13 protein-coding genes and 2 pseudogenes are annotated in these 18,988 nt (G+C 30.3%); all 15 read left to right on the top strand.

The window, feature by feature from the left end; all coding sequences use genetic code 11:
• Nucleotides 1-235: 235 nt before the first annotated feature.
• The 15 genes and pseudogenes from BLS77_RS07080 (at nt 236) to rlmD (ending at nt 18,909) form a co-directional block, all read left to right on the top strand.
• Nucleotides 236-784: a dTDP-4-dehydrorhamnose 3,5-epimerase family protein gene (locus tag BLS77_RS07080; protein ID WP_089967360.1), complete on the top strand. Its 549-nt coding sequence runs from the start codon at nt 236-238 to the stop codon at nt 782-784.
• 170 nt (nt 785-954) lie between these two features.
• Nucleotides 955-2,838 carry an excinuclease ABC subunit UvrC gene (gene uvrC, locus BLS77_RS07075; RefSeq protein ID WP_089967357.1) on the top strand — a complete coding sequence of 628 codons (1,884 nt, stop codon included), beginning with the start codon at nt 955-957 and terminating at the stop codon, nt 2,836-2,838.
• 132 nt (nt 2,839-2,970) lie between these two features.
• Nucleotides 2,971-3,885, top strand: a complete 915-nt coding sequence (murB, locus tag BLS77_RS07070; RefSeq protein ID WP_089967352.1) for a UDP-N-acetylmuramate dehydrogenase — start codon at nt 2,971-2,973, stop codon at nt 3,883-3,885.
• Between the two features lie 160 nt (nt 3,886-4,045).
• Nucleotides 4,046-4,390 carry a hypothetical protein gene (locus BLS77_RS07065; RefSeq protein ID WP_089967350.1) on the top strand — a complete coding sequence of 115 codons (345 nt, stop codon included), beginning with the start codon at nt 4,046-4,048 and terminating at the stop codon, nt 4,388-4,390.
• A 52-nt stretch (nt 4,391-4,442) separates the two neighbouring features.
• Complete coding sequence (hisC, locus tag BLS77_RS07060) at nt 4,443-5,546, top strand: histidinol-phosphate transaminase (protein WP_089967348.1); 1,104 nt, start codon at nt 4,443-4,445, stop codon at nt 5,544-5,546.
• 189 nt (nt 5,547-5,735) lie between these two features.
• Nucleotides 5,736-6,620: an RNase adapter RapZ gene (rapZ, locus tag BLS77_RS07055; protein ID WP_089967346.1), complete on the top strand. Its 885-nt coding sequence runs from the start codon at nt 5,736-5,738 to the stop codon at nt 6,618-6,620.
• Nucleotides 6,620-7,963, top strand: coding sequence for a gluconeogenesis factor YvcK family protein (locus tag BLS77_RS07050; protein ID WP_089967607.1), 1,344 nt, complete (start codon nt 6,620-6,622; stop codon nt 7,961-7,963). The genes rapZ and BLS77_RS07050 overlap by 1 nt, the downstream gene beginning before the upstream one ends.
• Before the next feature lie 132 nt (nt 7,964-8,095).
• Complete coding sequence (locus tag BLS77_RS19855) at nt 8,096-8,704, top strand: hypothetical protein (protein WP_175490804.1); 609 nt, start codon at nt 8,096-8,098, stop codon at nt 8,702-8,704.
• Between the two features lie 217 nt (nt 8,705-8,921).
• Entirely contained in the window at nt 8,922-9,872 is a 951-nt protein-coding gene (whiA, locus tag BLS77_RS07040) for a DNA-binding protein WhiA (protein WP_089967343.1), read from the top strand.
• A gap of 113 nt (nt 9,873-9,985) precedes the next feature.
• Nucleotides 9,986-11,212, top strand: a pseudogene (dnaE, locus tag BLS77_RS07035) (DNA polymerase III subunit alpha); the annotation flags it as partial.
• A 278-nt stretch (nt 11,213-11,490) separates the two neighbouring features.
• Nucleotides 11,491-13,821 (top strand): annotated as a pseudogene (gene dnaE / locus BLS77_RS07030) (DNA polymerase III subunit alpha); the annotation flags it as partial.
• Between the two features lie 504 nt (nt 13,822-14,325).
• The gene (gene pfkA, locus BLS77_RS07025; RefSeq protein WP_089967334.1) at nt 14,326-15,285 is read left to right on the top strand and encodes a 6-phosphofructokinase; all 960 of its coding nucleotides are present in this window, start codon (nt 14,326-14,328) and stop codon (nt 15,283-15,285) included.
• A 66-nt stretch (nt 15,286-15,351) separates the two neighbouring features.
• Entirely contained in the window at nt 15,352-16,764 is a 1,413-nt protein-coding gene (gene pyk / locus BLS77_RS07020; protein WP_089967331.1) for a pyruvate kinase, read from the top strand.
• Nucleotides 16,765-17,021: 257 nt separating this feature from the next.
• Nucleotides 17,022-17,387: a DUF1540 domain-containing protein gene (locus BLS77_RS07015; RefSeq protein WP_089967328.1), complete on the top strand. Its 366-nt coding sequence runs from the start codon at nt 17,022-17,024 to the stop codon at nt 17,385-17,387.
• 157 nt (nt 17,388-17,544) lie between these two features.
• On the top strand, nt 17,545-18,909 hold the full coding sequence (gene rlmD / locus BLS77_RS07010; RefSeq protein ID WP_089967326.1) for a 23S rRNA (uracil(1939)-C(5))-methyltransferase RlmD: 1,365 nt from the start codon (nt 17,545-17,547) through the stop codon (nt 18,907-18,909).
• Nucleotides 18,910-18,988 lie beyond the last annotated feature (79 nt).

Here is an 18,988-nt window from a genome sequence, read left to right as displayed (position 1 = left end):
AGTTTACATCTAAGAGTTATATTTATAAGCTTAGATGTAAAGATACAAGACCTCTATCTCTTTTTGATTTAGGAATTCCCCAAAATTGTAACTAAAGGATATGAAATAAAATAGATATTAAACAAACACCTTTATTCTACAAAATCATATATTAAAGAGAGACTTATTTTAACAATAGCAAAATTAAAAAAAATAGAAAACTCTTGATGATTAAAGTAGAAATGGGGATGGGGAAATGTTTAGAGTAAAGGCTTTAGAAGTAGAGGGATGCTATTTAATTACACCAACTGTATTTATGGAAAATACATGTGATTTAATAAGGGTCTTTAATGATACTCAATTTAATATTTATGGTCTAAGTACAGATTTCAAAGAAGAATATTATGCAATTGCAAGGCCTGGGGTTGTAAGAGGGATGCATTATCAAGCACCACCTGAAGAACAGGATAAGATTATAACTTGTATAGCAGGAGAAATTCAAGATGTAGTTATAGATTTAAGAAAGAAATCTAAAACTTATGGAAGATATGTAGTTGTAGAGTTAAATGAATTTAATAGAGATTTAATATATGTACCAAAGGGCTGCGCTCATGGTTATTATATAAAAGGTAACAAAGACGCTTTAATATTTTATAAGGTTACTAAACCTTTCAACAATGATCATAGAGGCGGAGTTAATTGGGATTCCTTAAATATTCCTTGGGAATTTAACAAAGATGAAGTAACAGTTGAAGAATGGGATAATAAATTAGCTAAATTTGAAGAATTTGATTCTCCTTTTTAGGGGTACATTAAAATAGATAATAGTATTAATTAGTTAAATCGGATTAGAAACATTTAACTAATTATTTTTTGAAGATCTATTAGGCATAAAGAAAAGTAATAGTCAGTAGCATGATATATAGTGACTAGTTATTTTTTATGCCTTACATAAGAATGAAAGGGGGGAATAAAGTGTTTGATTTTGAATACCACTTAAAAAACTTGCCAGATAAACCAGGAGTTTATTTAATGAAAAACACTCTAGGTGAAATTATTTATGTAGGAAAGGCTAAAATATTAAAGAATAGAGTTAAAAGCTATTTCCAAAAATCTAAAAATCACTCTGAAAAAGTAAGAGTATTAGTTAAAAATATTTCGGAGTTTGAATACATAGTAACAGATACAGAAATGGAAGCATTAATACTTGAATGCAATTTAATAAAAAAACATAGCCCAAGGTATAATATTGCTTTGAAGGATGATAAGTTTTATCCATTTATTAAAATAACAATAAATGATGATTACCCTAGAGTTTTCGTAACGAGAAATTATGCTAAAGATGGAAGTAAATATTTTGGCCCATATACTAATGGAACAGCAGTATATGAAACAATAACTTTAATAAATAAAATATTCCCTTTAAGAACTTGTAGGTTAGTTATAAAAGAAGATGGAAAACCAATTAGGCCTTGTTTAAATTATCATATAAAAAAATGTCTAGGTCCATGCTCTGGATACATAAGTAAAAAACAATATGGTGAAATGATTAAGGAGATTATGGAGATACTTAATGGAACTGATAAAACTGTTGTTAATGACTTAAAGATACAAATGGAATCTGCATCTATGAAGTTGGAATTTGAAAAAGCAGGAAGATTAAGAGATAAAATTCTAGCTATAGAAGCTATTGTAGAAAAACAAAAAATCTTTAAAACTATGGAAGGCGATGAAGATTTTATAAACATATACCAAGATGAAAAGGATAGCTGTGTCCAAATATTTTTCTCAAGAGATGGTAAAATCACAGGAAGAGAGAATTTTATATTTGAAAATACTGTAGATGATAATGTTGGTGAAGTTTTATCACAATTTATTACTTCTTTTTATGGAAGCACAGCTAAAGTTCCAAGGTATATTTATGCTCCACAAATTGCAGATTTAGAGTTAATAGAAGAATTTTTAGCTATTAAAAGAGGATCGAAAGTTCTTGTTAGGATCCCACAAAAGGGGCAAAAAAAAGAAATGCTAGAAATGGTTAAAAATAATGGGAAAATAACTTTAGAGCAATTTAAAGATAAATTTTTAAGAGATAAGGAAATAAATAAAACATCCCTGGGTGAACTTAAGGATTTATTAGACTTAGATGAGATTCCATTTAGAATTGAAGCTTATGATATTTCAAATATTCAAGGGGTAGACTCTGTTGGAACTATGGTTGCTTTTGAAGAAGGTAGACCGAAAAATAGTGATTATAGAAGATTTAGAATAAAATCCGTAAAAGGTGCCAATGATTATGATAGTATGAGAGAAATTTTAGAAAGAAGATTTAAACGTGGTTTAGAAGAAATAAAAGCAATTCAAGAGAAGGATATAAAGTTTTCTTCCGGTAAATTTTCAAGTTTTCCAGATTTAATTATGATGGATGGGGGGAAGGGGCAAGTTAATGTAGCACTTGCGGTTTTAGAAAATCTTAATATTAGTATCCCAATATGCGGACTTGTTAAAGATGATAAACACCAAACAAGAGGGATTATATATAATAATGAAGAACTTATAATTAACAGAGGGTCAAACCTTATGCAAATGATAAGAAGAATTCAGGATGAGGTTCATAGATTTGCTATTACTTATCATAGAAGTCTTAGAGACAAAAGAACATTACATTCTATATTAGAGGATATACCTAATGTAGGTGAAAAAAGAAGAAGAGCACTTTTAATGAAATTTGAGAGTGTTGATAATATAAAAAATGCTAATCTACAAGAATTATTAGAAACACCAAGTATAGATAAAAAAGCAGCTGAAAGCATAGTTAGGTACTTTAATAAGATTAATAGTGACAAAGAGGCTAGGTAAATAAATAGAAAAGGTAACAAATTAGTTACAATACAAGTATAATGATAATATATGTAGTTAAATTGCTTGTTAAATGGTAAACTTTAATTTATACTATCAAATGAGATTATAACAAGGTTGAAGGAGTTTAATATGAATCAATTTAGGGGTTTAATAGATTTATTTAAAAAATTTTATAAAGAAGAAAATGTAATAGAAGATGCTCAAATGAAAAATCATGTTTATTTTAAAGTGGGCGGACCAGCTGATATATTATTAATTCCTGAAACAAAAGAACAGGTTCTTAAGAGTATAGAAGTTTGTAGAAATAACAATATACCTTTTTATGTAGTAGGAAATGGATCTAACATTTTAGTTAGAGATGGGGGTATGAGAGGTGTTGTTATAAAACTTGGAGAAGTTAAAAACATATCAGTAGATGGGGATAGAGTTAACGCAGAATGTGGAGCATTATTAAAAGATGTTTCAAGTGCTGGGCTTTCAAATTCATTAACAGGATTTGAATTTGCATGTGGTATTCCAGGAACTGTAGGTGGAGCTGTATTTATGAATGCAGGAGCATACCATGGAGAAATAGCAGATGTAATAGAATCAGCAGATGTAATAGACACTAAAGGGAATATAATTACTTTAAATAAAGAAGAATTAGAACTTGGATATAGATGCTCAGCAGTTATGAAAAAAGGATATGTAGTTTTATCGGCTATCTTTAAATTGCAAGCTGGTGAAGAAGAGAAAATTAAAGAAAGAGTTGATGATTTAACATTTATGAGAGAATCGAAACAACCTTTAGAATATCCATCAGCAGGAAGTACTTTTAAAAGACCTGAAGGATACTTTGCAGGAAAACTTATTCAAGATGCAGGATTAAAAGGGTTTACACTTGGAGGAGCAGCAGTATCAGATAAACATTCAGGTTTTGTTATAAACAAAAATGGAGCGACTGCTAAGGATATAATAGAATTAATAAAGCATATTCAAGATGAAGTAAAACAGCAATTTGGAGTAGAGTTACATCCAGAAGTTAGAATAATAGGCGAAGAATAATAAAGAGGCACCCAAGTTTTGGGTGCCTCTTTATGGTTGTATAAGGGGTCTTTGGGAAAAAAGATTAGCATAGGGGCTTATTATTTTTTGAATAGTCCTAATTGTTAATTAAATTAAGTTATTGTATAATATTATTAAAAGCTATAAGGGGATAAAGGATATGGAATCTATGGGTTTTACAAAGTTAATACCAGGTATATTTATTTTAATTGGAATTATGCTATTAGGGAGAGCTTATTTAGTTAGAGTTAAGAAAAAAACAAGTTTAATTTCAGGTTTAGATGCAAAGACTTTAAATAGAGTTAAGAATGTGAACAAGCTTGTAAAGGACTATTCTAATGGGCTTGTATTGATGGCTTGTTCATGTTTTATAGCAGTTATATTTTTATTATATTTAGGGATAGTTGGAAAAATATTAGGGTTAGCGATAATAATAATTTCATCTATTAATTTAAGTAGAATAACTTTAGATATGGATAATAAATTAAAGAAGAAAATATATTAAAAATTTTATAAAAATTAAAAAAGGGGGTAGTCCACAACTGTGGGCGTAGTTTATGAATTATAATGTAAGAGATGAAGTTAAGGGTATGGCTAAGTATGTAGCTGGAAAGCCTATCGCCGAAGTTAAAAGAGAGCTTGGAATAGATAAGGTAGTGAAACTAGCATCTAATGAAAATCCTTTAGGATGTTCTAAAAAAGTTAAAGAAGTAATTATGGAATTATTAGGTGAAGTTAATATGTATCCAGATGCAACTTCTTATGAGTTTAAAGAATGTTTAAGCACTAAGTTAAATATAACTAGAGATATGATTTTCTGTGGGGCAGGATCTGATTCTTTAATTAATGTTTTATGTACAGTTGTCTTAGATAAAGGTGATGAGAGCCTTATGCCTGAAATCACATTCCCAAGGTATGAAAGTAATACATTACTTATGGGTGCAACCCCTGTTAAAATACCTTTAAAAAATAATTATCTAGATTTAGAAGCTATGGTAGATGCAATAACAGATAAAACTAAAATTATTTGGTTTTGTAATCCCAATAATCCAACTGGAAGTATGTTTACAGCTAAAGAGTTTAATAATATTATAGATAAAATACCAAGAGAAGTTTTAATAGTAATGGATGAAGCTTATGGTGAGTATGTAACATCAGATGAATATCCAGATTCTTTAGAACTATTAAAGAAATATCGAAACATAATTATATTAAGAACATTCTCAAAGGCTTATGGGTTAGCATCTTTAAGATTTGGTTATGGAATAGCAAGAGAAGAATTAGTTGATTATTTAAATAGAGTTATAAATGCATTTGATACTAATCTATTTGCACAAAAATCAGCAGTGGAAGCGTTAAAAGACGAAGAGTTTTTAGCACAAGTAAAAGCTTTTAATGAAGAGGAAAGAGACTATTTAACAAGTCAATTTGAGAAAATGAAATTAGAATATGTACCATCACAAGCTAATTTTCTAATGGTTAATGTAAGAGGCGATGATAAATCAATTCATGAATATTTATTACAGCGTGGATACATTATAAGACCTGGATTCCTTTTAGATATGCCAGGTTGGTTAAGAGTTAGTATTGGTACAAAAGAAGAAAATAGAGAGTTTTGTAAATTGTTAGGTGAAGCAATAGAAGAACGTGATTCTAAATAAAAGTATAAATTAAATATTAAATAAGGTAGTCTATAAAAGGACTGCCTTATTTTTTAGAGGTCTAAATAAAATTATATAAGTATGATATAATCTATGTATAAGATGAAGGTATCTTTAAAGAAATAGACTAGAATATTAAATTACTATTTTTTGAATATGCCTAAAGCAGAAATAAGGGAGGTTTATGACATGAGATTTATAATAGTAACAGGACTATCAGGAGCAGGTAAGACAGAGGCAACAAGAAGCCTTGAAGATATGGGGTATTTTTGTGTAGATAACCTTCCACCGAAGTTAATACCTAAGTTTGCAGAAGCTTGTCTTCAAAGCGACGGGAAAATAAATAAGGTTGCATTAGTTATAGATATAAGAGGTGGAATATTTTTCGAAGATTTATTTGAAAGCCTAGTATATCTTAAAAATCAAGATTTCCAATATGAAATATTATTTTTAGATGCTTCAGATGAGAAGTTAGTAAAAAGATTTAAAGAATCAAGAAGAAGCCATCCATTAGCAGCTAATGGAAGAATTACAACAGGTATAGATGAAGAAAGAAGAAAATTAAGAGAAGTAAAAGATAGAGCAGATATAATAATAGATACTTCAAAATATGAAATAAGAGACTTAAGAGAAGAAATGAATAAAAATTATGGTGATGAAAAAGAACCTAAAAAGCAACTTTCAATAACGGTGTTAAGTTTCGGTTTCAAATATGGAATTCCTGTAGATGCAGATTTAGTATTTGATGTAAGATTTATACCGAATCCATTCTATATACCAGAATTAAAACCATATTCAGGTGGAGATAGGCCAGTAAGAGATTACGTTTTAGCTCAAGAAGAAACAAAAGGATTTTTAACAAGAACAGAAGATATGCTTAAATTTTTAATCCCTAATTATAAAAAAGAAGGAAAAAGGCAACTTATTGTTGCTATAGGATGTACAGGGGGAAGACATAGATCAGTAGCTATAGCGAATGCCATAGAGGAAATATTATGTGAAGATAAATTTAATGCAAGAGTAGAACATAGAGATATAGGAGAAGACCCAAATAAAGGGGCTAAGAAGCTATGATTAATGTTAAAGACTGGATGAGGCCAGGAGTAAAGCTCAAAAGATGGATGTTCTTTGGAATATTTGGAGTTTTATTAATTGCCTTTGGATTTACAGAATTGGTTACTCGTAGAGTTTATGATATTTATTATAAAATATTTTATATATGTCTTAATCTAACAGGAATATTTGTTATATATATTTCTGTTACAGAAATGATAAAATCTATAGTTGCATTAACAAGTAAAGGGTATGTAAAGTTATCCTTAGATAGTAGGAAAATGGAAAGCCTTATATATGAAAAAAGACTTTTAGTTAAGGGACCTAAGATAGTAGTTATTGGTGGTGGAACAGGATTATCAACTATGCTAAGAGGTCTTAAGTATTATACTTCTAATATAACAGCAATAGTAACAGTTGGAGATGATGGGGGAGGGTCTGGTGATTTAAGAGACGATTTAGGAATGTTGCCACCAGGGGATATAAGAAACTGTATTTTAGCCCTTGCAGATACAGAACCATTAATGGAAGAATTATTACAATATAGATTTCCTGATGGAAGACTTAAAAATCAAAGTTTTGGAAATTTATTTTTAGCAGCAATGAATGGAGTAAGTGAAAATTTTGAGGATGCTATTCAAAAAATGAGTTCGGTACTTGCAGTAACAGGAAAAGTATTACCTGTTACTTTGGATGATATGAAGCTTGTAGCAAAACTTGAAAATGGAAGTATTGTTGAAGGTGAATCACAAATTCCAAATGAAGTTATAAATCAAAAATCTAAAATAAAGAAGCTTATGATAAATCCAAAGGATGCAAGAGCATTAGAAGAATCTTTAAAAGCGTTAAGAGAAGCTGATGCAATTGTAATGGGTCCTGGAAGTTTATATACAAGCATAGTTCCTAATTTACTAGTTAAAGATATAGTAGAAAATATTAAGAAAAGTGATGCTATAAAAATATATATATGTAACATAATGACTCAGCCAGGGGAAACAGATAATTTTAGTGTTTCAGATCATGTAAAGATATTACAAAAATATGGCGGAAGAAACATAGTAGATTATGTTATTGCAAATAGAGGGGACATACCAAAGGTTGTTAAGGAAAAATATCTAGAAGATAGTTCACAGCTTGTAGAACTAGACAGAAAAGAGTTAAAAGCCTTAGGAGTAGAGGCTATAGAAGCAACACTTGCAAAAACTGAGAAAGCATATGTTAAGCATGATACAGAATATTTAGCAGAAGTATTAGTTGATACTATTATGGAAAAGAAACTTCTATATGATAGAAAGAAAATAATAGAATATATGTATTTATCACAACGTATAAAAGAAAAAGAAAAAAAACGTAAAAACAAATAACTTTAAAATAAGAGCTAGGCTATATATAAGATATAGTCTAGCTCTTATTATTTATACAGTAACAAATGAAGAAAATTGTCATATTGTAATAATATGAAGAGAATAATTATAAAAACAAAGGAGAAATGTGATATGTGTCAAAGAAACAATACGAATAATGGCTGTGGTTGTGGTTGTAATGAAAATGCAATTAAAGAAGCTTTTAGACAAGGTTATAAAGCAGGAGTAAAAGCTGGATATTGCGAAGGTAAAAAAGTAGGATTTGCTGAAGGAAGAAAAGTAGGATTTGCTGAAGGAAGAAAAGTAGGATTTGCCGAAGGTAGAAAAGTAGGATATTGCGAAGGTAGAAAAGTAGGATATTGCGAAGGTAAAAAAGATGGATTTGCTGAAGGTAGAAAAGTAGGATTTGCTGAAGGAAGAAGAGTGGGATTTGCTGAAGGTAGAAAAGTAGGATATTGCGAAGGTAAAAAAGAAGGATTCCATGAAGGTAAAAAAGTGGGATATGCTAAGGGTTATAAAGATGGAAAAGCAAGTTGTAAAGAAGATTTAGAGAATGATTGTTACGAATGTGATAAATGTGATAATTACGATGAATGTGATAAGTACGATGAATGTGATAAGTACGATGAATGTGATAAGTACGATGAATGTGATAAGTACGATGAATGCGATAAGTACGATGAATGTGATAAGTACGATGAATGCGATAGTTGCGAAGAAGATGACAATTTCAATTGTTAGGAAATTTTTTCAAACTCTATAACTAGAATCACATGACCATAAAAATAAAAAGAAAGCCTTAAGGGGTTTTCTTTTTATTTAAGAAATAAAGGAGCTGAAAGTACCTTATATAAAGCAATAAATTACATCTAATTATTTATTTTGTTTTATGATATAATTAAATTATAAACAATAGATAAAAATGTATTTAAATAGATAGCGAGGAGAATCAGAACCTATGTCATTTTCGTCAAAAGTTAAAGGTGAAATCTGTAGATATGTAGATGTAACAAATGAAGAAGCTTTAGCAGAAATATCAGCAATTATGAAAGTTAGTGGAACTATATCATTTAGTGGTTTAGGTTTAGCTTTTAGAATAGCAACAGAAAACCCAGCATCTGCAAGGCACATATTTAAATTACTTAAGGAACATTTTCAAATTCATTCTAAATTAATGGTTAAAAAAGGAAATTCTCTTAAGAAAAATAATATCTATATGGTAAGTATAGATGAGGAAATGGGAGTTAGGAATTTGCTTCAAAAAACGGGTATATTCCAAGAAATTGATGGGGTTCTAACACTTGATTATAGAATAGATGAAAAAATGGTTGAGACTGATGAGTTAAAAAGAGCATACATAAGAGGCGCATTTATAGGTGGTGGAAGTATAAGTAACCCAGAGAAAACTTATCATCTAGAATTTGTTACTCATAGTGAAGAATATGCAGAAGACTTATGCTTGCTAATAAATAGCTTTGAATTAAAATCAAAAGTAATTCAAAGAAAAAATAGCCATATAATTTATATAAAAGAAGGAGACCAAATTTCAACCCTTCTAAGCATAGTAGGGGCGCATACTTCTTTATTAGAACTTGAAAACATAAGAATAATGAAAGAAATGAGAAATAACGTTAATAGGCTTGTAAACTGTGAAACAGCTAATCTTAGTAAAACCGTAAATGCATCGGTGAGGCAAGTTGAAAGTATAAAGCTTCTGCAAAGAGAAATAGGACTTCAAAGATTACCAAGTAACTTAAGAGAAATAGCAGAATTAAGATTAAGTTATCCAGAAGAATCACTAAAGGAACTTGGAGAAATATTAGTTCCACCAGTTGGTAAATCGGGGGTTAATCATAGGTTAAGGAAGCTAGAGAAAATAGCAGAAGAGGTTAGATCAGGAACTTATTAGAAATATTAAAGAAATAGACCAATATTATCAGGGCATTTTTAAAAAGTAGATTAATTTAGTAGTCTGTTTTTTTTCAAGGGCCTAATATACCGTGCAGAAAGGATGGTGGTAAAGTGGAACAAAAAAAATTCACTCATCTACATCTCCATACAGAATATAGTTTATTAGATGCTTCAGGTAAAGTAAAAGATATAATGAAGAAAGCTAAAGAGCTAGGAATGGATAGCATTGCCATAACAGATCATGGAGTTATGTATGGTTGTGTGGCTTTTTATAAAGCTGCAAAAGAGCAGGGAATTAAACCGATACTAGGATGTGAAGTGTATGTTGCCGCCAAGTCAAAGGATATTAAACTTAATGACAAGGCAAATAGCACTCATCACCTAGTTCTTTTAGTTAAGAACGAAATAGGATACCAGAATCTTATGAAAATAGTATCCACAGCTTCTATTGAAGGATTCTACTATAAACCAAGAATTGACCATGAGTATTTAAAAAATCATAGTGAAGGATTAATAGCCTTAAGTGCATGTTTAGGTGGAGAGGTTCAATCCTATCATCTAAAAGATAATTATGAAAAAGCAAAGGAAGTAGCACTTCTTTATAAGGATATATTTAATGATGATTTTTATTTAGAAATACAAAATCATGGAATGGAAGAACAACGAAAGGTTACAGAAGAAAACATTAGGTTATCTAAGGAAACTGGAATACCTCTTGTTGCAACAAACGATGTTCATTACATAAATCAAAAAGATTCAGAATCACATGATGTATTAATGTGTATTCAAACGGCAAAAACAGTAGATGACCCAAACAGAAGAAGATACCCATCAGATCAATTTTACTTAAAATCACCAGATGAAATGTGGGAAATGTTTTCTTATGTTAAAGAAGCTTTAGAAAATACAACTAAAATTGCAGATCAATGTAATTTTGATTATGAATTCCATGTTTCCAAATTACCTGAATTTCCAGTGCCTGAAGGGAAAACCCCTTCAGCTTATTTAGAAGAAATTTGTTATGGTGGTCTTATTGAAAGATATGATGTGTTTAAAGATTTTCTAAATAAACCACTAAGTGTTAAGGAAATTGTGGATTATAGTAAGAAAAATGAAAAAGCTTGCGAGTATGTTGAAAGATTAGAATATGAATTATCAGTAATAAACCAAATGGGATTTGTAGATTATTTCTTAATTACATGGGATTTTATAAAATTTGCAAATGATAATGGAATTCCAACAGGCCCAGGGAGAGGCTCGGCTGCAGGTTCAATTGTAGCATTTACTCTGGGAATAACAAAAATAGATCCGTTAAAGTATAACTTGCTTTTTGAGCGTAAACAAAGATGCGCTGTTTAAATTGGGTGAATTGCTGGAAGGCTAAACTAGAAATAGCATGCTAATCAGCAGCCAAGTCTGGGAATTGCAATAAGTACCAGAAAGGTTCAGAGACTAGAGGGGTGAGTAGCAAAACAATAACCTCCTCCACGAGCGCCCGACACTTTAAATAAACTTGAGTGATGATATAGTCCAATCTGAGATGGAATAGACCATTTGATGAAAATGAGGGAAACCTCCAGAACATAGGATAAAAAGCCTATGGTTAATAATTAATGTTCTTAAATCCAGAAAGAGTTAGTATGCCCGATATAGATTCAGATTTTTGTTATGAAAGAAGACAGGAAGTTATTGATTACGTTGTAGAAAAGTATGGCGTATCAAATGTATCTCAAATAATAACTTTTGGAACAATGGCCCCAAGGGCTTGCATAAGAGATGTAGGTAGAGCTATGAGCTACTCTTATTCAGAGGTGGATAGAATAGCAAAAATGATTCCAGCAGTGATTGGAATTAGTATAGAAAAAGCATTGGAAATGAATCCAGAACTTGGGAATGCTTATAAAACAGAAGATAGAGTAAAAGCATTAATAGACGTAAGCAAAGATTTAGAAGGGTTACCAAGACATTCATCAACTCATGCAGCTGGTGTAGTTATAGCATCAAAGCCACTAGTGGAATATGTGCCTTTGCAAAGGAATGACGAATCAATAATAGCCCAATTTGATATGGGAACACTTGAAGAGCTTGGACTATTAAAGATGGATTTCCTTGGGCTTAGAACATTAACAGTTATGAGTGATTCAGTTAAAATGATTAAAGAAAACAGGAATGTAGACATAGATTTAGATAAAATAGATTATGATGATAAAGAAGTTTATAAAATGATTAGTGAAGGAAAAACAGCAGGAGTATTCCAATTAGAATCAGCTGGTATGGTATCCTTCATGAAAGAACTTAAACCAGATTGTTTAGAGGATATAATAGCCGGAATTTCACTATATAGACCGGGGCCAATGGCAGAAATCCCAAGATATGTAGACTGCAAAAGAAATCCTGAGAAAGTTAAATACGAAACACCAGAGTTGGAAGAAATACTAGATGTAACTTATGGAGTTATGGTATATCAGGAACAAGTAATGCAAATAGTAATGAAACTTGCCGGATATTCAATGGGAAGAAGTGACCTTGTAAGAAGAGCAATGTCTAAGAAAAAGCACAAGGTTATGGAAGAGGAAAGAAAGAACTTTATACATGGAATAGTAAATGAAAATGGTGATGTTGAAGTTGTAGGTTGTTTGCGTAATGGAATATCAGAGGAAATTGGAAATAAGATATTTGATTCGATGATGGACTTTGCAAGTTATGCTTTCAATAAAAGTCATGCAGCAGCTTATGCTGTAGTTGGATATCAAACTGCATATTTAATGCACTATTACCCTGTTGAAACAATAGCAGCCATGCTTAATTCAATTATAGGAACAAGTGAAAAAGTTGCTCATTATATAAATTTTGCAGAAAGTTTAGGTGTTGAAGTTCAACCACCTAATATTAATGAAAGTTATGCAAAGTTTACAGTTAAGGGCGAAAAAATTAAATTTGGTATGGCAGCTATAAGAAATGTTGGAACAAATGTAATAGATAGTGTAGTTATAGCTAGAAATAAAAAAGGTAGATTTGAATCATTAATTGATTTTATAAATAAAATAGAATTATCATCAATAAATAAAAGAGCAGTAGAAAGTTTAATTAAATCTGGTGCCTTTGATGAATATCAAGTATTTAGATCAAAGCTTTTAGCTGTTTATGAAAAATTGATGGATAGTGTTTCAAATGAAAAAAAGAGAAATATAGATGGTCAAATAAGTCTCTTTTCATTTGCAGAAGAGTCTATTAAAACCCCAGAGATAATATATCCAAATATAAAAGAATTCTCGAAGAAAAATCTTTTAGCAATGGAAAAAGAAATGACAGGATTATATTTATCAGGACATCCATTAGATGAATATGGATCAAGTTTAAAAATGCAGACATCAACTAATATTTCAGAAATATATAAAGCTCATGAATTATTAAAAGAATCCTTTGATGAACAACTACAAGAGGATACAATTCATGATGATGAAAGAGTAATACTTGGAGGGATAATTTCAGAAGTAAATCAAAAAGTTACAAGAAATAATACTATGATGGCTTTTATAAAACTAGAAGATTTAACGGATACTATTGAAGTAATAGTGTTTCCAAGAACATTAGATAAAGTTAGAGAAGTATTAAGATTAGATAGTTTAGTGGTTATTAAGGGAAGAGTAAGTATAAAAGAAGATGAAATTCCTAAATTAATATGTGAAACAATTGAACCACTAGAAAAAATAAATACTTCGAAAATTTATTTAAAAGTAGAAACATTACCAGAAGCAAAGAAATTAATAAAAACACTAAAAACAATGCCAGCAGAATATAGAGGTGATACAACTGTGTTTATATTCACTGCAATAGATAAGAAAAGCTATAGAATGGTTAGAGAAATTTGGGTAAACTTAGAAACAGATGTAACTACTTATTTAAGAGAACTAGTTGGAGAAAACAACCTGAAAATAGTGGATTAGTTAATTAAGATAGCTCAAAAAAAATAACAAACAAAGGTGCAAAGTGTACTTTTGAATATACTTAAGATATTTTTTAGAAGAATTACTAGTTATTATGATGATAATATTAGCTAGTGATTTTTTTAGGGAAAATACAATAAAATTATGAAAAAACATATAAATATTAATAAAAACTAGTCAGATTGATTATTAATAAATGAAAAAAATGACAAATGGGTAAATGAAAATTTTTACATAAATGAATGTATTAAATTTTTTTATTAACATATAAAACACTTCCTATTAGGTTATAATATAATGGAAGAATAAAAAAAAAGTAATAAAAAGTATAAATATAGCGTTATTTTAGTTGCATAAAAACAGCATAGCAAGTAAAATAATATAGGTAGTAAAAACAGAACGGACTTTAACAGCATACCAATTAATTAAGTAATTTAGAAAAATGGATTATTTCACAAAAAGTGGGACACAATTTGTCCTAGTGGTGTTAAGGAGGTATATAACATGAAAAAAATAGCTATTTTAACAAGTGGTGGAGATGCACCAGGTATGAATGCCGCTATAAGAGCAGTTGTAAGATCAGCTCTATATAATGGTTTAGAAGTAATGGGTGTACAAAGAGGATACAGCGGGTTAATCAATGGAGAATTATTCAAAATGGATAGAGCATCAGTATCTGATATAATTCACAGAGGTGGAACAGTTTTAAGAACAGCAAGATGTCTAGAATTTAAAAAAGAAGAAGTAAGAAAAGAAGCTGTTAAAATATTAAAAGATAATGGTGTAGATGCTTTAGTAGTAATAGGTGGCGATGGATCATTTACAGGGGCCAAGCTATTGTCAAAACTTGGAGTTAAAACAGTAGGAATACCAGGAACAATAGATAATGATTTAACTTATACAGATTACACAATAGGATTTGATACTGCTTTAAACACAGCAATAGATTCTATTGATAAAGTAAGAGATACTTCAACTTCACATGAAAGAGTTTCAGTTGTAGAAGTAATGGGTAGAGATTGTGGCGATTTAGCTTTATATGCAGGACTTGCAGGTGGAGCAGAATACATAATTACTCCAGAAAAAGGATACTGTAAAGAAGACTTATGCAGAGTAATATTAGAAGGAAAAGAAAAAGGTAAGATTCATAATCTAATATTATTAGCAGAAGGTGTTGGCGGAGCAGTAGAACTTGCTAAACACGTTGAATTCCAAACTGGTATAGAAACAAGAGCTACAGTTTTAGGTCACGTGCAAAGAGGTGGAAGTCCAAGTGCTTTTGATAGAGTATTAGCTTCAAAAATGGGAGCTAAAGCAGTAGAAGTTCTTTTAGCAGGAAAAACTTCAAGAGTTATAGGAATTAAACAAAACTTGATAATAGATCAAGATATAGATGAAGCATTAGCTTTAGAAAGAACATTTGATGAAGAATTATTTAAGATAGCAGAAGAGATATCACACTAGAAACTTAAATATTTTAAGCAATATTTAATTTAAACTATAAATAAAAGAACTAAAGGAGTGTTATACATGAGAAAAACTAAGATGATTTGTACAGTAGGTCCAGCAAGTGAAACTGATGCTATATTATCACAAATAATAGAAGCAGGTATGAACGTATCAAGACATAACTTCTCACATGGAGACCACGCAGAACACAAAACTAGAATTGAAATGGTACAAAGATTAGCTAAAGAAAAGAATAACCATATTGGTGTAATGTTAGATACTAAAGGACCAGAAATCAGAACTGGTAAATTTGATCCTAAAAAGGTTGAATTACAAGTAGGAACTGAATTCACAGTATATGCTGGTGGAGATGTTATTGGAGATACAACTAAGTGCTCAGTAACTTATGAAGGATTAGCTAATGATGTTAAGCCTGGAAACACTATATTAATAGATGATGGTTTAGTTGGATTAACAGTAGTAAGCATTAGTGGAAATGCAATTAAATGTACAGTACAAAACACTGGATTTGTAGCAACTCATAAGGGTGTTAACGTTCCTGGAGTTTCAATCAAATTACCAGCTTTAACTGAAAAAGATAAATCAGATCTTATATTTGGTTGTGAAATGGGTGTTAATTTAGTAGCAGCTTCATTTATAAGAAAAGCAGCTGATGTTAAGGCTATAAGAGCAATTTTAGTAGAAAATGGTGGAACAGATATTCAAATATTCTCTAAGATAGAAAATCAAGAGGGTGTTGATAACATAGATTCTATAATAGAAGCATCAGACGGAATAATGGTAGCTAGAGGAGATCTTGGAGTAGAAATACCAATGGAAAACTTACCAGCAGTTCAAAAGATGATAATTTCAAAATGTAATGAAGCTGGTAAAGCAGTTATAACAGCTACTCAAATGTTAGATTCAATGATGAGAAATCCAAGACCAACAAGAGCAGAAGTTTCAGATGTAGCTAACGCTATAATGGATGGAACAGATGCAATAATGTTATCTGGAGAATCAGCTAATGGAGATTGGCCAGTAGAATCAGTACAAACTATGGCTAAAATAGCATTAGAAGCTGAAAAGCAATTAAGCTATGAAGTTGCAGTTTCAAAATCTAAAAAGCATATACCTGCTATTGCAGGAGTTATTTCAAGAGGAGCATGTAATGCTGCTAATGAATTAAAAGCTTCAGCTATAATTTCATCAACACAAAGTGGTGCAACTGCAATGAGAATTTCACAATGCAGACCAGATTGTCCAATAATTGCAGTAACACCTAACGAAAGAGTTGCTAAGTCATTAGCATTATACTCAGGTGTTTACCCAATAGTTGCACAAGAAATGAAGTCAACTGATGAAATAATAGAAAGATCAGTTAAAGTAGCACAAGAAAATGGATTTGTTACAGCAGGAGAAACAGTGGTAGTTGCTGCCGGTGTTGGTCATGTTGGATCAACTAATCTTTTAAGTGTAGCAGTAGTAGAATAATAATAGTTATAAAAGATGCTTTAGGGCATCTTTTTATTTTTAAATATAAAGACAAAATTAATTGTTAACAAAAAATTAACAATTATATGCTTAAATGTTATATATAATGTATATTATGTATTATAATGAGAATAATACTAGTTAGGGATTAAGTGGCAACTGATTCTGAACCTGCACCTTCGGGTGCTCTTTTTTTGCATAAAATACCACCTTTGTGAAGATAATAAGTATAAAATATAAAAAGGTGTGATAATTTTATGATAAGTCTAAGATGTAATGTAAACAAATGTATTAATAATAGTTCAAAAGTATGTAACGCTGAAAATGTAAATATTGTAGGAGGAGACTCTCATACAAGTAAAGATACTTGTTGTTACACCTTTAGAGAAAATAGTTTTAAAAATTCCCTATCTAATTTAAGTAGTTTAGATTACTTTGGAGAATTAAAACAAATATTTAATAGCAGCTCTAGTACTCAAGTAGAAACTAGAATTTCTTGTGACGTAAAATCTTGTTATCATAACTCACTTGGAAATTGTACTGCTCAAAATATTAATGTTGTTCAGAGTTTTAATAATGATAGATCAGGAATTTGTTGTGAGACATTTATTGAAGCATATTAATTTTATGATGACTTAAAATACAATGAAAATGTATGATATAATAAGGGGTAGGTAAGCATAAGTAATTTCTAAATAAATAACAAGTCAGTATTCTTGTTATTTATTTTATGATGCTTAAGGCACTTTCAAAAAATATATGAAGATATAGGTGATAAATTTGATAGAAAAAAATAAAGAATACATATTAGATATAGTAGGTCAAGGTTATGAAGGGGAAGGAATAGCAAAAATAGATTCTTACCCGATTTTTATTCAAGGAGCTCTTACGGGAGAAAAGGTAAAAATTTTAGCTATTAAGGCTAACAAAAATTTTGGGTTTGGAAAATTATTAGAAATAATAGAACCTTCAGAAGAAAGAGTAACTCCAGAGTGTGAAAACGCTAAAAGATGTGGTGGTTGTTCAATACAACATATGAATTACAAAAATCAATTAGACTTTAAGTTTGATAGAGTTAAGGATTGCATGCATAAAATAGCAGGACTAACTACAGATTTAGTTCAATATCCAATTGGTATGGAAACCCCATCAAGATATAGAAATAAGGTTCAACTTCCAGTAGGAATGGTTAAAGGGAAAATAGCAATAGGATTCTATGCAACAAGAAGCCATAACATAATTGATATAAACAAGTGTTTAATTCAAGATGAAATTGCAGATAAAGTTGCAGCAATTACAAGATCATGGATGGAAAAATATAAAATACTACCAGCTACAACAGATGGTATATTTGATCCTAAAGGATTAGTAAAACATATAATGATACGTAAAGGGTTCAAGACTAATGAAGTAATGGTAGTTCTTGTAACTATTAAAAAGACGGTTCCACATATAAACGAATTTATAGCTAATATTAGAGATAATATAGATGGAATAAAAAGTATAGTTCATAATATTAACTCTAAAGATACAAACGTAGTTTTAGGAACAGATTTTAGAACTATATGGGGAGCAGAAAAAATAACAGATTATATAGATGAATTTAAATTTAATATATCACCAGTATCATTTTTCCAAATAAATCCTGTTCAAACAGAAGTGTTATATTCAACAGCTTTAAAATATGCAGCTTTAACAGGTAAAGAAACAGTATTTGATGCTTATTGTGGTACAGGAACAATAACATTATTCCTAGGACAAAAGGCTAAGAAGGTTTACGGAGTTGAAATTGTACCAGAAGCAATTGAAAACGCAATTGAAAATGCAAAAGAAAACAAAATATATAATGCAGAATTCTTAGTTGGTACAGCAGAAGAAAAAATCCAAGAGCTATTAGATCAAGGGGTTGAACCAGATACAATAGTAGTAGACCCACCAAGAAAGGGTTGCGATATAAAACTATTAGAAGCAATAGCTGAAGCAAAACCAAAGAACGTAGTATATATATCTTGTGATCCGAGTACATTAGCTAGAGATTTAAAAATCCTAACAGAAAAAGGATTCAAAGTAGGGAAAATTCAACCAGTTGATATGTTCCCTCATACTCCACATATTGAGTGTGTTGTTAAATTAAAGAGAAAATAATAAAACTTTATGCTTGAATGAAAGAAGGACTCGGGGAGAAATCTCTTAGTCCTTTTTTCATTTCAGGGCTAAACTCTGA

This window comes from Clostridium gasigenes, from assembly GCF_900104115.1.
Taxonomy (GTDB): Bacteria; Bacillota; Clostridia; order Clostridiales; family Clostridiaceae; genus Clostridium; species Clostridium gasigenes.
The sequence above is the reverse complement of the archived record's forward strand: the minus strand, read 5'-3'. Positions and strand labels throughout refer to the sequence as shown.

What these genes read in the sequence shown, in the direction of transcription:
- whiA (WP_089967343.1), top strand. Translation starts at nt 8,922, where the DNA reads ATGTCATTTTCGTCAAAAGTTAAAGGTGAAATCTGTAGATATGTAGAT.
- pyk (WP_089967331.1), top strand. Translation starts at nt 15,352, where the DNA reads ATGAGAAAAACTAAGATGATTTGTACAGTAGGTCCAGCAAGTGAAACT.
- hisC (WP_089967348.1), top strand. Translation starts at nt 4,443, where the DNA reads ATGAATTATAATGTAAGAGATGAAGTTAAGGGTATGGCTAAGTATGTA.
- BLS77_RS07080 (WP_089967360.1), top strand. Translation starts at nt 236, where the DNA reads ATGTTTAGAGTAAAGGCTTTAGAAGTAGAGGGATGCTATTTAATTACA.
- BLS77_RS07015 (WP_089967328.1), top strand. Translation starts at nt 17,022, where the DNA reads ATGATAAGTCTAAGATGTAATGTAAACAAATGTATTAATAATAGTTCA.
- BLS77_RS07065 (WP_089967350.1), top strand. Translation starts at nt 4,046, where the DNA reads ATGGAATCTATGGGTTTTACAAAGTTAATACCAGGTATATTTATTTTA.
- murB (WP_089967352.1), top strand. Translation starts at nt 2,971, where the DNA reads ATGAATCAATTTAGGGGTTTAATAGATTTATTTAAAAAATTTTATAAA.
- pfkA (WP_089967334.1), top strand. Translation starts at nt 14,326, where the DNA reads ATGAAAAAAATAGCTATTTTAACAAGTGGTGGAGATGCACCAGGTATG.
- rapZ (WP_089967346.1), top strand. Translation starts at nt 5,736, where the DNA reads ATGAGATTTATAATAGTAACAGGACTATCAGGAGCAGGTAAGACAGAG.
- BLS77_RS19855 (WP_175490804.1), top strand. Translation starts at nt 8,096, where the DNA reads ATGTGTCAAAGAAACAATACGAATAATGGCTGTGGTTGTGGTTGTAAT.